The following is a 15,316-nucleotide window of genomic DNA, read 5'->3' as shown; positions in this document are numbered from 1 at the left end:
ACACAACTCTATCTGTGGGAGAAAATTATATTTTTCACCCTCCGCCGTTTTGGGTAGGCGCCTAAGGGACAGGAAGTGATGCACAAACTTGGAGAAAAGGTCCCCAACTCTCTGCTGGCACTTCTCGCCAGTGGAGAAATCGCCAGCAACAGCGCTCCTGGGCGCGCAGCGGCACGTCTTGAGGAGGAGCTGGCTCTTCGTCGCATTGACTTAATCACCACTGTCTCCAGTGACGATGCCAGCGCCATGCTGCGAGCCAATCCCGCAATCCAGTGTCTGCTATTGAACTGGGAACTTCCTGGTGACGGCGACTACCCCGCCCTGCACGTGTTGGAGCAGTTGCGTGCGCGCAATCTGCAATTGCCTGTCTTTTTACTCGCCGACCGCGAGACAGTTGGCAATATGCCGCGCCGCGCACTGGAACTGGCCAACGATTTCATCTGGATGCTGGAGGACACTCCCACCTTTATCAGCGGGCGTATCCAAGGGGCCATAGAGCGCTATCGCCAGGCGGTATTGCCGCCCATGTTTTCTGCCCTCACTCATTTTGCCCGCGTGCATGAATATTCCTGGCATACACCGGGGCATACCGGCGGCACCGCTTTTTTAAAATCCCCCGCCGGCCGTGCTTTTTACGATTTCTTCGGCGAAAATATGCTGCGCTCCGACCTGTCTATCTCGGTAACCGAGTTAGGATCACTGCTTGATCACACAGGGCCTATCGCTGCAGGGGAACACTACGCAGCGCAGGTTTTTGGTGCAGACCGCACCTACTATGTCACCAACGGTTCCTCCACTTCCAACCGGGTGATAGTGATGGCTTCCGTTACCCGCGGGCAATTGGCGCTGTGCGATCGCAATTGCCACAAATCGGTAGAACATGCGATCACCATGTCTGGCGCCGTACCGGCCTACCTGGTGCCACTGCGCAATCATTACGGCCTGATTGGTCCAATACCGCCTGAGCAACTGACCAAGGGAGCGGTAGACCAGGCCATCCAAGAGAACCCACTCTCCAAAATGGCGGATGGCCAGCGGGCAGTGCATGCGGTGATTACCAATTCCACTTATGACGGCCTCTGCTATAACGTGCGTAGGGTGGAAGAACTGCTGGGGGAATCGGTAGACCGCCTGCATTTTGATGAGGCCTGGTACGCATATGCGCGGTTCAATCCTATATACCGGAATCGATTCGCCATGTACGACAGCGACGACCCAGAGCCCAACCTGAAACCCACCAAATTCGCCACCCAGTCCACGCACAAATTACTCGCCGCGCTTTCCCAGGCTTCCATGATACATATTCGCGATGGGCGCAGTCCCATCGAGCACGGACGCTTTAACGAGGCATTTATGCTGCACGCCTCTACATCTCCGCTCTATTCCATCATGGCCTCCAACGACGTCAGTGCCGCCATGATGGATGGTCCTGGCGGCACCGCCTTAACTGGTGAATCCATTGCCGAAGCCGTGGCCTTTCGCCAGGTACTGGCGCGTCTAAAAAGGGAGTATGAGGACAAAGGCGAGTGGTTTTTTGATGGCTGGCAACCGGATCGGGTAACCGATCCCAGTAGCGGACACAATTATGCATTTCACGCAGCTCCCGCTGAATTGCTGTGTAAGGAAGCAGCTTGCTGGCTGCTAGATCCCGGTGAGTCCTGGCACGGGTTCGGCAACCTGGAAAAAAACTATTGCATGCTAGACCCCATCAAAGTCTCTATCACCACCCCCGGCATGCAGCGCAATGGAGAGCTGGATAAATGGGGCATACCAGCCAGTATCATTAGTAAATATCTTGATAATCTTGGAATAATCGTCGAGAAAACTACAGACTTCACCATTCTGTTTTTGTTTTCCATTGGCATCACCAAAGGCAAGTGGGGCACTTTAGTTAACGCCCTACTCGCATTTAAGCGGGATTACGACGCCAATCACCCCATCAGCCAATGCTTGCCAAATCTACTTAAAAAGCATCCAACCTATGGCGATATTGGCCTGCGCGACCTGGCCGACAAAATGTTCGCCGGCATGAAAAAGCTGCGTAGCACCGCAACAATGTCAGCAGGTTTTTCCGCCCTACCCGGTGCAGACTGCAGCCCCGTTCAGGCTTACGAGGCTTTGGTACGTGGGGATGTGGAGATGCTGCCACTGAACCAGCTGGCTGGGCGCACTGCGGCAACCGGTGTAACCCCCTACCCTCCCGGCATTCCGCTACTGATGCCGGGTGAGAACTTTGGCACTGCAGATAGCCCCGCTCTGAAATATTTGCAGGTACTGGAGTCCTTCGATCGCGAATTTCCCGGTTTTAGCCATGACAATCACGGCGTGGAAGTTCGCAATGGGCGCTATCATATCTATGCCCTGAGGCCGGAGGTGCAGCCATAGCCCAGCTCCCCAGCGAAGTAAGTAAGATCAGCCTGCTACCAGCCACCCTCATGGTGGCAGGCAATATGATGGGCTCCGGGGTTTTTATGCTACCTGCCAATTTGGCCGTAGTGGGCAGCATATCCCTGATAGGCTGGCTGGTAACTGTTGTCGGCGCTGTAGCCCTGGCATTGGTTTTTGCACGCCTCGCCGCCTTAGATCCAGCCGCTGGTGGCCCGTATGCATATGCACGCAAAGCCTTCGGTGACTATATCGGTTACCAGACCAACCTGGTTTACTGGTTGGCCAACGTAATTGGCAATGTCGCCCTGATTACTGCTGGGTTAGGTTACATCACGCACTTCTTTCCCCCACTCAAAGATCCTCTTACGTTCGCCCTGGCCCAAGTAGCACTAATCTGGCTACTTACCTATGCCAATATCCTGGGGCCACGCACTGTAGGACGCATCCAATCCCTGACCACTAGCCTGGTACTAATCCCTATCCTGGGCACGGCCATATTTGGCTGGTTCTGGTTCGATAGCCAGACTTTTAGTTCAAGCTGGAACGTATCCGGCAAAAGTGATATCAGCGCAGTAATGACTACCCTCACCTTTACCCTATGGGCCTTTATCGGTGTTGAAACAGCTTCTGTATCTGCTGCTGTTGTTAAAAATCCTACTCGAAATGTACCTATCGCAACCGTAGGTGGCGTCCTGATTGCATCAGTGGCTTATGTGCTGAGTTCATCGGTCATTATGGGAATGGTCCCCAATAAAGAACTGCTGGCTTCCTCAGCCCCATTTGCCGACGCTGCCCGTCTGGCACTCGGTAACACCGCCGCGAATATAGTTGCGATATGTGCAGCCATCGGCTGTATCGGTTCTCTTGGCGGTTGGATTCTACTTGTGGGGCAGTCAGCTAAAGCCGCATCCGACGATGGGCTGTTTGCCAGTATTTTTGCCAGAACCAACAATAAGGGGGTGCCCTCCGCGGGCCTTACTCTTGTCGCAATACTGATGTCACTACTGGTACTCGCTACTATCTCCCCCAGCGCCAGCCAGCAGTTTGGCAAGATCGCTTCGGTAGCGGTAATAATGACGCTATTGCCCTATATCTATTCTGCAGTGGCACTCAAGATACTCGCATACGGCAAAATGCCACATCATGAATACAGTATTTTCACCGTTATCTTGCTTATAGCTGCAGTTTATTGCCTGATCGCACTGGTTGGATCAAACGCACAACAAACACGCTGGTCTTTAATTTTTGTCATCACCACCGTCATTTTTTATGCACTGATATTAAATCGTCGCCGCAGCGTGGAAGAAAAGCATTTGCTGCCTGGCGGTCCCGAACCCGCCTGGGTACATTACTTCACTTTGACTGTCACCATCGGTGCACTATGTATTTTCTTCTGGATATCGGTCGGGCAATATAAAAATTTGGATCTGCGCCTGCGGGCACCACAACCCATCGAGCGACTGATTCATTCGGACCATAAAACAAGCGAAAGTACTTAGGTCAGTAAAAAACCCGTTGAATTATGTCTGCTGTCTTATCAGCTAACCCAGGTGAAATAGACTCCCTGTTACCGGCAATGTTAAGAACTTGCGGCCTCACAGAATTTATAAAATCGCGGACTTCAACAATGCAATTTCGCCATGGATTCACCAAAATACAGGGCTTACCCAATTTCTGGCAGTAATATAGAGTAAGGGCAGTTCCATCACTACTGGGCATTGTCGCAAGGATCAGAGTTGCATCAGAGTTTTTAACATTCTCCTCGGTGCGCTCCTCATAGTTTGCCGAATGACTTTCTACCAACCCATAAGATTTCAACATCTCTGGCCTGGCACCTTCCTCAGTCAAATAACCCAGTGGTGCGCAGCCTCCAGTAGGAATCCCTACACGTTTGGCGCCTATCAACCCACCAACATCTGCTCCGGTTTGCCCCCCACTGATAATTTTCTTTGGCCAAAACATAAATTGAACCTCCTCTCATATTCAGGAGCCAACAAACAACCAACGACATTTATAGCCATCTAATCGGTTAAAAGTAAGGCGCAGCTTCGTATGAAATCCACACCCCCCAAAAGGAGTAAGAAATCACTCTCGGAGGGCTAATTCATACGCGAAGTATTACTCTACCGTTACTCGCTGCCATCGCTACTCGACATAGCTACTCATTGGAGAGACCGTTATTGAGTTTTCAAATTCAATGGCTTCTAGTAAATTCACATTCTTCGTATTTACAAAAGCTATATATGTAGGAGTAGATGGACCAGACGTGTAACGATATAGAATAGTACCTTTCGGGAGAGATCCGACAGCTTCAGGTGTTTCTTACAGCCTCAGTGACTCTGTGAGCTTCATGGGATCATTTAGAAGCTCATGCCCTTCCATAACACGCCTAAAACAAAACCAATCGCAACAAACACCACTACAAACAGTAAACGAAATATCACTCTGCCTCCCTATAATCATAACCCTGCCACCAGGGTGCGACTTGATTTTCATACAACTTGCAGGAAACTAAATACGCGACGAATGCTAAAAGCATAGGAAAAAATAGTTCAATCACATGATTGTGCCTGGCATCAGGCGGGCGACGGTGACACCCCACCTAGCCCGATCATGTACGTCGCTCAAAATATACCCAGAGATAGAGAAAACCTACCATTTTACCAATGGGAAAATTAAGCAGGCAAAAAACAGATTTCTACCTGGCTATATTTGTATACAAGCAGTTTTTAAGGATAGATCGGGCCCCACTCAGGGTTATTAACAATCACAACCTTTATTGGCGGTTTCCGCATAGGTGAAATATAGCAGTATTAGATCGTCCTACAGGCTATAAAAAAGCCTGTGATATTGCTTATGTAAGAGACTTAATTTCACCGCCTAGAATCCATAATAGAAAAGGTGAACCGCTAAATAACCCCGCCAAGCAGATCTGAAAAACCACAAAGATATTGTGAAACTATTCAGAAGTTACTAATTTCAGATCTACCTCCCCGTTGAAATCTTTATCGGCACCCCCTACGTTAGGCGAGCATTACGCTAGGCAAACTCATGAACTACTATCTGATACTAAAAACTCTGCATATCCTCTGTGCGATTATCATCCTGGGTACTGGTACCGGCATTGCCTGGTATACCTTTCGCGGCTGGCTATCCGGAGACTCACAGGTCCTCCGCTGGGTAAGCCGGGAAACTGTAGCCGCCGACTGGATATTTACCGGTAGTGCTGTACTGGGACTATTGGGCAGCGCTATTGGTATGCTGACAATCAATCCAGTCTGGATGCAGCAAGCTTGGTTGCAAGTTGCTACGGGGCTCACTGCAGTTATGTTCCTGCTGTGGTTACCAGTGGTGTACTTGCAGTATCAGTTACGCGCTCATACAGACAGTGGGTCATGCAAGAGGAAAACCGGTAAAATTATGCGCATCTGGTGTTTGCTTGGGGCTACCGCATTTCCAATAACGGTAGCTATTGTCTACCTAATGGTGGCCAAGCCCGCATTGTAATCTACTGCGCCCAAATCATAATCAAGTGGCACCCAATCACCAGCCAGGTCACCCTGCTGCGGGTGCGAAAATACTGTTCGCGCCCGGGTAGATTTGGATTCAGCCGCGCCTCCATCCAGGCAACAAAAGCAAAGCCGATAGCCAGAACAGGAAGCCCCCAAGAAGTTTGGTATAGCAACATCCCTACCCACCCAAATAGAGCTACCAGGTTGCTGAGTAACACCAGGGCAATTCGGTGAGGATGGCCAGGGCGATTCAGTGCTCCTCCCCACCAAATACCGCAGAGGAAGCTGAGAATAACCACGCTATATGCGGAAAAAAACAGGCGCCCATCAATACCCAGCAGTGAAATTTCCAGCGACTGCAGCAATATGCCTATGACAAAGGGAGCAAGCCCCAAATATGCCAGGGCATCAAACAGGCGGGTATCCACTACAGGTTGTTGATAGCCATGACTATCCATGTTGTCTAAGCTTCCTGTTCAGTCCGGCAAGAAATCTCCAATTAGAACAACTAGTTTAGTGGCACGAGATCAAGCTTATGGAAGAAGAACACAAAGTCGACGTCAAACAGGCACTGCGGGTCTTCGATCGAGCCACCAAAGAAGGGCAAAAGGAGGCCGATGGCTGGCATTTCCAAGGGCTGACGATGAGCACCGACTTTGACGGTTATACGGTTTTTATCAATTCACCCAAGGTAAAACTAACCGTCTTTTTCCATAACAAATATTCGGTAGACTATGAAAACAGCAGAGATCTTGGGGAGTTTCTTAAATTAATCGCCAGCCTCGATAATAACTGAGAGTCAGTGCTCCGGCACTCCGCTGTGAAAGCGGAATTCACCATCGCTACTTTGGACCAAATCCCTCTCCACTTCCAACAGGGCCTGCACCCGGTGCTCGATATCTTCACCCGCGGCCTTCTTGGCAAGGTGCAGATAGTCACGGAAATGGCGGGCCTCGGACTTCAACAGAGACAGATAAAACTTCTGTAGCTCTTCATCCAGGAAAGGGGCAATCTTGGCAAAGCGCTCGCAGGAGCGCGCCTCAATAATCGCACCACAAATCAAAGTATCGACCAAACGATCCGGTTCAGTAGTGCGCACTTCCGCGCGTAGACTCGCCGCATAGCGGGAAGCGCTTACATGGGGATAGGCAATGCCACGCTTTTCCATGATGGCCAGCACCTGCTCGAAATGGCGCAACTCTTCGCGAGCCAAGCGCGACATTTTGTTCAGCAACTCAAAGTCATTCAGGTAGCGGAACATCAAGTTGAGCGCAGTGCCCGCCGCTTTCTTTTCACAGTTCGCGTGGTCAACCAACATCATTTCTGGCTCGGCCAGCGCCGCTTCAATCCAGGCATCCGGGGTTGAGCACAGCAGGAATTCATGGATAGGGGAAAGGTCGGGGACTTGGGCACTCATAAGATAGATATTTCAACTGGAGTAAATCACTTGGCGCGGGATTATAGCGGCCTGCTCAAAGAAACGCAGGCTTATCCGCTAAGTCACCTTTGACTCCCCCTACTATTGACCACAACCGACACCGACAGAAGGTACAAATTGGTACCCAGCTCAGGATATTCAGATTGATAACGGTTTATTAAGTGAATTAATATAGATTTTCAAAAACCCTCCAAAACAATGTCAATGAAAGATCACCGCGAAATGGCCCGCACAATCGCCCCTTTACTGGAGCAGCTCCACAGTAGCGCAGGGCAACTGCGCGAATCTCTGGAGCAACTGCAAAGTGCGGGCAAACCCTGGCAGCATTACTTATTGCAACCTCAGTTCGCACAGGAGACAGCCCTGGCTCTAGGGCAAAGTTTCGAACGGCCATTTTCACTGGCTGGTGCTCTCTATACCCAGCTGGACTATGCAGAGCCAGTGGATTCTGGCAGCGATGCCCGCGCAACCCTGCAGCTTCCCGGACTTCTCGCAGTACCCCAAAAGACATTGAGGCTGGCACAGCAGCTTAATACCCATAAAGAGAGCTTTAGTGCGGCTATTGCCGATTTCCGGGCGGTACTTGGGGAGCGACCAGTGGCAGAGAGAGATCGCACGGTGCGGGAGGTACTGGCAGATGCCGGTTTCCCCCGCGCCCACCTGCGCCAGTGCTATCGGCTGGTACTGCTTTGCGCCAGGCGGCCCGATGCCATCACCCTTTCCTGGATAAAGGCACGCAAATCGATTCGCAAGGTGAGTGTAAAGTGGTGTGAAAAGAAACTGGTACAGCTGGACCCGCTAGGGTCTGATCCCGGTATTCAATACCAGCGGCAGCTACTCGCTGGCCTGCACAAGAGCCAACAGGATGATTTGCGCCAGGTACAAGTGCAGAGCCGCCCCAACCTTCAGGTGGCAGAGATTTTTTATAGCCATGAACCTGGAGAAGAAGATGAATACCATCAGGTTGGTTATTCATCCATGCCGATCCTGGTGGAGGGAAATGAGGCCGGACAGCTGCCAGAGTTTACCCGGGTAGATCACCAGCCCAGCCTGAGTCGGCGCCGCCAAAGGCGCGATCTGGCGCTCTCTACCGAGGCATTCCTTCCCGCACTGCGGGTATTCTTGCGGGAGCAAAGGTAAAATCCTGGGAGGCCGCTTTTTCATTTTTAGAAACTATAACAACCCAATAGAAAACCCAGCTCTCAGTTTCGCTACAAGTTCTACTTGAACAGGCCGTGTATTTTCGAGAAGTACTGCCACCCCACCACGCAATATCAGCTCTTGATGACGCCGGGAGCAACAAAACGCTGGTAGTAGGCAACTGATAAAGCGTAAAAATCCTCATCAATACGCTGGCGCACCTCTACCAGGGGCACGCCACGTGCCTGGGGCGTTGGGCTCAGGCCGTATTCTCGTAAATCAATAATTTGGCTGGCGCCCGCACGCAACAATTCGAACACCCAGCAATAAGGGCTCTGGCTGTCATCAAATCGGATTTGTTGATGATACAGCTGCGCCACAAAGCGCTTTTCATCAACAATCTCTAACTGGCTGCGCACCGCATTCACCAAATAGCCCTCACGCCGCTCAGCAATAATACGGCGCTGCTCCTCGGTATAGGCATTCCAGTCGATCACTTCGTGGGCAAATCGCTTACAGCCTCGGCAAACATCGTCGCCTATTCCCGTTGAGCAAACCCCAATGCAGGGTGTGCGGACTTTTTTGTACATCGATTAACCAGTTGCAGCCATCCAGGCCCCCATGGCCTGGATCAATATTGCGCGTAGACTATTTTGTTTCGACCGGCAAGAAAAGTGTTAAGACGATTACTACCATACCTACTAAAATTCACTCCATTAATAGTCGTAATTCACTTAAATTATTGATTTTTCGATAAACTTAACAGCAGTAAGGCTTTCCTGTAGTATTCGCCACCCGCCTTCAGCGGCCTCGAAAAAAAAATCCCAGCAGCCTGTGATGCATAGACTGGGAATTACACCCGCTGATGGTGCCACCCCACACACCGAGAGGGACTTATCCGTGCTTGAAGCCTATCGTAAACACGTCGCAGAACGCGCCGAACAGGGCATTCCACCGAAGCCGCTCGACGCCGAGCAAGTAGCTGGCCTGGTTGAGTTGCTGAAAAATCCGCCAAAAGGCGAAGAACAAGAATTAGTTGAGCTGCTCACTCACCGCGTACCGCCAGGTGTTGACGAAGCAGCTTATGTTAAAGCCGGTTTCCTGTCCGCCATCATTAAGGGTGAAGCGGAAACCCCACTGATCGACCGCAAGCAGGCTGTAGAGCTGCTGGGCCAGATGCTGGGCGGCTATAACATCCACACCTTGGTTGAAATGCTCGACGACAAAGAGCTGGCTGAGCTGGCTGCAGAGCAGCTGAAAGGCACCCTGCTGATGTTCGACGCCTTCCACGACGTGGAAGAAAAAGCCAAAGCCGGCAACGAACACGCCAAAGCAGTACTGCAGTCCTGGGCCGATGCCGAGTGGTTCACCAAACGCAACAAAGTGCCTGAGAGCATCAAAGTTGCTGTATTCAAGGTAACCGGCGAAACCAACACCGACGATCTGTCCCCGGCACCCGATGCCTGGTCCCGTCCAGACATCCCCCTACACGCGCTGGCCATGTACAAAATGAAGCGCGATGGCCTGGAGCCGGAAGAAGCTGGCGTTACCGGCCCGCTGAAGCAAATTGAAGAAGTTAAAGCCAAGGGCCTGCCCGTTGCTTTCGTTGGCGACGTAGTGGGTACCGGCTCTTCCCGTAAGTCCGCCACCAACTCCGTACTCTGGTACTTCGGTGAAGAAATGCCGGGCGTACCCAACAAGAAGGGTGGCGGTATTTGTATCGGCGGTAAAGTTGCCCCGATCTTCTACAACACCATGGAAGATGCCGGCGCGCTGGTATTCGAAGCTCCCGTTGACGAACTGGGCATGGGCGACGTTATCGAGATCCGCCCTTACGACGGCAAGATCCTGGCGGAAGACGGCAAAGTACTGTCTGAATTCCAGCTGAAGTCCGATGTACTGCTGGACGAAGTTCAGGCTGGTGGCCGTATCAACCTGATTATCGGTCGCGGCCTGACCGGCAAAGCCCGTGAAGCCCTGGGCCTGGCGCCTTCCGAGCTGTTCCGCAAGCCTGAACAGCCCGCCGACACCGGCAAGGGTTACACTCTGGCACAGAAGATGGTTGGTAAAGCCTGTGGCGTTGAAGGTATCCGTCCGGGCACCTACTGCGAGCCGAAAATGACCACTGTGGGCTCCCAGGACACCACTGGCCCCATGACCCGTGACGAACTCAAAGACCTGGCCTGCCTCGGCTTCTCCGCCGACCTGGTGATGCAGTCCTTCTGTCACACTGCGGCCTACCCCAAGCCCGTCGATATCGACACCCAGCACACCCTGCCGGACTTCATCATGAACCGCGGTGGTGTTTCCCTGCGCCCGGCTGACGGCATCATCCACAGCTGGCTGAACCGCATGCTGCTGCCGGACACCGTAGGTACCGGCGGTGACTCCCACACCCGATTCCCCATGGGTATCTCCTTCCCGGCAGGTTCCGGTCTGGTAGCTTTCGCTGCCGCAACCGGTGTTATGCCACTGGATATGCCTGAGTCCGTACTCGTGCGCTTCAAGGGCGAAATGCAACCTGGCATTACCCTGCGTGACCTGGTACACGCCATTCCTCTGTACGCCATCAAGCAGGGCCTGCTGACCGTAGAGAAGAAAGGTAAGAAGAATATCTTCTCCGGCCGCATCCTCGAGATCGAAGGCTTGGAAAACCTGACGGTAGAGCAGGCTTTCGAACTGTCTGATGCCTCCGCCGAGCGCTCCGCAGCTGGCTGCACCATCAAGCTGTCTGAAGAGACCATGTCTGAGTACCTGCGCTCCAATATCACTCTGTTGCGCTGGATGATCGCTGAAGGTTACGGCTCCAAGCGCACCCTGGAGCGCCGTGCGCGCGCCATGGAAGAGTGGCTCGCCAACCCGAAACTGATGGAAGCGGACGCCGACGCGGAGTACCTGGAAGTCATCGAAATCGATCTGGCCGAAATCAAAGAGCCGATCGTTTGCGCCCCGAACGACCCAGACGACGCTCGCCTGCTGTCCGACGTTGCCGGTGATAAAGTAGATGAAGTCTTTATCGGCTCCTGTATGACCAACATCGGCCACTTCCGCGCTGCCGGTAAGCTGCTGCAGGAACACAAAGGTGGCATTTCCACCCGTATGTGGATCGCTCCGCCCACCAAAATGGACGAGCATCAGCTGATGGAAGAGGGTTACTACAACATCTATGGTGCATCCGGTGCCCGCACCGAAATGCCCGGGTGTTCCCTGTGCATGGGTAACCAGGCACGTGTGGCCCCTGGCAGCACAGTGCTGTCCACCTCCACCCGCAACTTCCCCAACCGCCTGGGCGACGGTGCTAACGTGTACCTGACCTCCGCCGAGCTGGCTTCTGTGGGCGCCATTCTGGGTAAACTGCCGACTCCGGCTGAGTATCAGGAATACGCGAAGAATCTGGATTCCATGTCCGGCGAAATCTACCGCTACCTGAACTTCGACCAGATTGAAGACTTCCAGAAGTCTGCCGAAGAAGGCAAGCGCATTGCCGCTACTGAGATCCAGGACGTTGCTGTTTAAGCAGTAGCTCTGCCTTATGGAAAAGCCCTGTCATTTTTGGCGGGGCTTTTTTGTTTGTGCCTACAGTACTAACAATCAGTAGCCAACAATGAGAGGGTGCTATTCAGGCAGCCACTGCTTATTCCCACTACGCCCTGCCACAGGCTATCTCTCTGCTTCCAATAACTGACAGGTCACCTCGGCTACAGAGGTCCACCTCAATATTCAGCAATACTCAAAAACAAGTAACAGCTATATATTGAATGAAACATCTACCTTTCAGTGAGAAAATCAAGAAAAGGGCGGGCCTGTGAGATGGTGAATTCTCCTTTCGCCATTATCTTAAATGACTATTCCCTGAAAATTTTTATAAGTTGATTCTTATAGAAAACCAATGGGATAAGAAAACCGATAAAAGCAACAATTCCATCTACAAAAAAGGCCCTATAAATACCGGTTTCAAGGTCATGAGCAACGGCAAGAATAGTGGCATTGATACCAAGAGCAATTGCACCACCAAGAAACCTAAACATATAAATTACAGCACCCGCAAGACTGGATTCTGCTGGATCGACAACGGTAACAGCAGCAGTTACTACCGCAGGGCTATAGATTCCCAAACTTGTGCCGATCAAAAGTAACGCGGGCACAAACTGAAAGTAACTCATCTCCCCTTTGAGCGTTGACAGCCAAAAAAGGCCGATACTCATGCCTAAAGCTCCAACGCATATCAACAGCCTTGCCCCCAACTTTTCATGCAGGAATCCAGAAATAAAAGCAAAAACTCCCGAAGTTACCATCATTGGCAATAGCGCAACCCCCGCCTGAAGAGCACTGTAATGATGCACACTAATAAAAAGTAACGGAATATAAACAAGCGTTGCAAAGAAAGCTGCCGCCACTAGCATTACGCTAAATCCGGCGGATAAAAAGCTGGCGTTTTCAATTAAACCCAACGGCACAAGAGCATTAGTTTTTGCCCTTTTCTCTGTATAAACAAAAGCCAAAAATAACAATATGAAAGCCGACAGCAAAAGTAAAACCAGAAAGTTTTTAATACTGTATTGCGCCAGTACATCCATTGCCAGCAGAAAGCAAAACAGTGAAATGGAAAGTGCCAGCATACTTAAGTAGTCGATATGATTATTAACCTTGCCAAACGTATCCACTGGGTACTTATTCCACCCAAGAAGAAAGACTAGCAATGCGATAGGTACATTAATAAATAGAATCCAGCGCCAACTTAAGTACTCCGTGAAAAAACCACCCAACACAGGGCCACAAGCAGTAGCCAGGCCAAGTGCAGCCAGGATAACCCCCCCGGCAAAACTCGCCCGCTCCTGCGGCAAAAGATTGTACGCCATCCCAAGGACTGCGGACCATATCAGGGCTCCTGCAAGTCCCATCAGGGCACGACAGAGAAACAACACCCAAAGCTTCTCCGCCAAGCCACCTGCCAGAGAAGAAATAGCAAAAATGAAAACTCCCACAAAAAAAATACGTCGGCGGCCATAAATATCTGCAAAACGGCCACTCGCCACTATTATTACGCCATAAATCAAAGAGTAGGCATTAACTACCCAATGGATTGTCGCAATATCACTAGAAAAGCTATGAGCAATAGCCGGGAGTGCTGGAGAGAACGCAGTGAAATCACCCGCCACAAGGACAACGGCCAGAAAAAGTACCGACAGCCCCCAATAGTGCTGCCGTGACAACGGACTATTATAACGCCCCATCACTTTGCTCTAGAAACCATTCAATATATCTTAAACATTTTACACCACCCTTTCCTCCCAGTTAAAAATAATTGCTTTAACTTTTATGTACAGATACCAATAACACGATATCTCGCCAATGGAAATTAAACAAACACATAAACTATGCAAACAACTCCCCGCAGACAAGATATAAAATCAACTTAGCGCTATAAATGAAAGCCACTACCGTTTTAAAATTTCACATAAAAGAACGACAAGACCCCACAGCGCATTACTGGAGATAAAAGAGGATTTCACAAGAACAACACACCAACAGATTGAAATCAGGAAAACCTAGCGGCCTAATATAAAACCAAATAAATGCATTAACTATTCATAAATTTCGACGTGACACATCGAAGTTAAAATCGCTATGACTGTAATGCTACTCGCCGCTCACACTTAAAATGTCGGAATAACGGTTGCAGAAAACATGACTCACTCCCCTTGCATGCACGCTCGACAGTATCACTGCGTTCATTGTCCAGGGGGGTAATTGAGGTAACCACTGGTTCTGTCGATCTCCCTTTATACGTCATCCACAGCAACCTGGCAGTTTTCACATGAGTACCGATCACTTCCACAATTAAGGCCAAAAGCAATTTGGCCGGGACCTGAGAGCCCACGTCAGCTTCTATCCAGCAATAGAAATCACGAGGCTCCCCAGGCACTCGAAGAAACAGCAAGAGCAGATTTCAAAGCATCGAACTTCTCTGCTTTGCTATAAAAATAATATTTGCCCCTCTTTAGTTTTCTTTAAGGCGAACATGGTATAATCCTTGAGACCAAATCTCACCCCATGACTGTGAGCAGGAAGAGAACTTTTCTTCGTCAAACCATAAAGTCACACTCTTACCGGTTGCATGAGCCGTGGTTAGAAGAGAAAAAGCAACCTTACACGATTCTTGCTTGAATCCACCCTCTATATCTTCTGTGACTCTGCAAAGTGCGACACTATGAAAATTTGTGCCATTTCCGCTATCTTTTATACCAGCATTAACATTTCCGTTTGCAGCAACTTCTACTGAAGTTACTTTACCAGTACATTCAGTGCCAGAGTAAGCATTTCCAGTAGCAAAAATAAATCCCAGCATGGCAAGCTTTCCAGGATTCACAATATATTTCTTTAAATTACTATTCATATCTACTTCGAGCTATAGTCAAATTCGTCGTTAAAGGGATTGAAAGATTTGCCCTATCTACTTGATACTGTCGCCAAATAACAAATCAGTTTTTGGGTGCGACCCATAAAATAAAATATCAAGTTTGACACTTTAGGTCTATAAGAGATGGTCGATTGGTTATTAGGACCAATACACTAAAAAGAGAGCTATTGCAAATTATCGAGAAAAGTAAACCAACCACTTTCTTGAAAGTATTTCGTGTGCGCTATTTAGATGATGATCTCTAAATCGTAGTGCACAATGGTCCCTACCGGAGATTAATTTTCAAATCAGTAACACTGACGGTGCTTATAGTGCGCAGTAAAGCTTATCAGACACTACTATGTAGTAGCTTGACAGGATTTTTGAGGATAACAACTAACCGCAAATTATGTAGTGTAGTAAAAATTAAATTAGGGT

At 50.1% G+C, this 15,316-nt stretch carries 12 protein-coding genes; 6 read left to right on the top strand and 6 right to left on the bottom strand.

The features are described from left to right. The first annotated feature begins 78 nt into the window (after nucleotides 1-78). Nucleotides 79-2,385, top strand: coding sequence for an Orn/Lys/Arg family decarboxylase (locus tag ACJJIP_RS07305; RefSeq protein WP_020413182.1), 2,307 nt, complete (start codon nucleotides 79-81; stop codon nucleotides 2,383-2,385). Further along, entirely contained in the window at nucleotides 2,382-3,887 is a 1,506-nt protein-coding gene (gene adiC, locus ACJJIP_RS07300) for an arginine/agmatine antiporter (RefSeq protein WP_282953571.1), read from the top strand. The genes ACJJIP_RS07305 and adiC overlap by 4 nt, the downstream gene beginning before the upstream one ends. 1 nt (nucleotide 3,888) lies before the next feature. Here the strand turns inward: adiC and ACJJIP_RS07295 are convergent, their stop codons facing one another. Continuing rightward, the gene (locus ACJJIP_RS07295; protein ID WP_444946537.1) at nucleotides 3,889-4,350 is read right to left on the bottom strand and encodes a YpsA SLOG family protein; all 462 of its coding nucleotides are present in this window, start codon (nucleotides 4,348-4,350) and stop codon (nucleotides 3,889-3,891) included. Nucleotides 4,351-5,439: 1,089 nt separating this feature from the next. Here ACJJIP_RS07295 and ACJJIP_RS07290 point away from each other — a divergent pair. Beyond that, nucleotides 5,440-5,895 (top strand): DUF2269 domain-containing protein, encoded by a 456-nt coding sequence (locus ACJJIP_RS07290; protein ID WP_020413185.1) that lies wholly within the window; start codon nucleotides 5,440-5,442, stop codon nucleotides 5,893-5,895. Between the two features lies 1 nt (nucleotide 5,896). On the opposite strand, the gene ACJJIP_RS07285 is transcribed toward ACJJIP_RS07290, so the two are convergent. Then, a complete protein-coding gene (locus ACJJIP_RS07285; protein WP_020413186.1) occupies nucleotides 5,897-6,358 on the bottom strand; it encodes a DUF3429 domain-containing protein in 462 nt (153 codons plus the stop codon). Nucleotides 6,359-6,435: 77 nt separating this feature from the next. Between ACJJIP_RS07285 and ACJJIP_RS07280 the strand changes: the two genes are divergently transcribed. Beyond that, nucleotides 6,436-6,696 carry a DUF3081 family protein gene (locus ACJJIP_RS07280; protein ID WP_020413187.1) on the top strand — a complete coding sequence of 87 codons (261 nt, stop codon included), beginning with the start codon at nucleotides 6,436-6,438 and terminating at the stop codon, nucleotides 6,694-6,696. Between the two features lie 3 nt (nucleotides 6,697-6,699). Here the strand turns inward: ACJJIP_RS07280 and ACJJIP_RS07275 are convergent, their stop codons facing one another. Beyond that, nucleotides 6,700-7,317 (bottom strand): MiaE family protein, encoded by a 618-nt coding sequence (locus ACJJIP_RS07275; RefSeq protein WP_353376732.1) that lies wholly within the window; start codon nucleotides 7,315-7,317, stop codon nucleotides 6,700-6,702. A 225-nt stretch (nucleotides 7,318-7,542) separates the two neighbouring features. Here ACJJIP_RS07275 and ACJJIP_RS07270 point away from each other — a divergent pair, with 225 nt between their 5' ends. Beyond that, nucleotides 7,543-8,478: a hypothetical protein gene (locus tag ACJJIP_RS07270; protein ID WP_444946536.1), complete on the top strand. Its 936-nt coding sequence runs from the start codon at nucleotides 7,543-7,545 to the stop codon at nucleotides 8,476-8,478. A 134-nt stretch (nucleotides 8,479-8,612) separates the two neighbouring features. On the opposite strand, the gene ACJJIP_RS07265 is transcribed toward ACJJIP_RS07270, so the two are convergent. Then, entirely contained in the window at nucleotides 8,613-9,068 is a 456-nt protein-coding gene (locus ACJJIP_RS07265; RefSeq protein WP_444946535.1) for a DUF1289 domain-containing protein, read from the bottom strand. Between the two features lie 310 nt (nucleotides 9,069-9,378). Between ACJJIP_RS07265 and acnB the strand changes: the two genes are divergently transcribed. Beyond that, nucleotides 9,379-11,994 (top strand): bifunctional aconitate hydratase 2/2-methylisocitrate dehydratase, encoded by a 2,616-nt coding sequence (gene acnB / locus ACJJIP_RS07260; RefSeq protein WP_026305073.1) that lies wholly within the window; start codon nucleotides 9,379-9,381, stop codon nucleotides 11,992-11,994. 329 nt (nucleotides 11,995-12,323) lie between these two features. Here the strand turns inward: acnB and ACJJIP_RS07255 are convergent, their stop codons facing one another. Together ACJJIP_RS07255 and ACJJIP_RS07250 are read right to left on the bottom strand one after the other, a co-directional pair. Further along, on the bottom strand, nucleotides 12,324-13,712 hold the full coding sequence (locus tag ACJJIP_RS07255) for an MFS transporter (protein WP_444946534.1): 1,389 nt from the start codon (nucleotides 13,710-13,712) through the stop codon (nucleotides 12,324-12,326). 767 nt (nucleotides 13,713-14,479) lie between these two features. Then, nucleotides 14,480-14,875, bottom strand: coding sequence for a hypothetical protein (locus tag ACJJIP_RS07250; RefSeq protein ID WP_444946533.1), 396 nt, complete (start codon nucleotides 14,873-14,875; stop codon nucleotides 14,480-14,482). Nucleotides 14,876-15,316 lie beyond the last annotated feature (441 nt).

It is taken from the genome of Microbulbifer variabilis, assembly GCF_052467165.1.
Note: the sequence above shows the minus strand (reverse complement) of the source record. Positions and strands in the feature narration are given on the sequence as shown.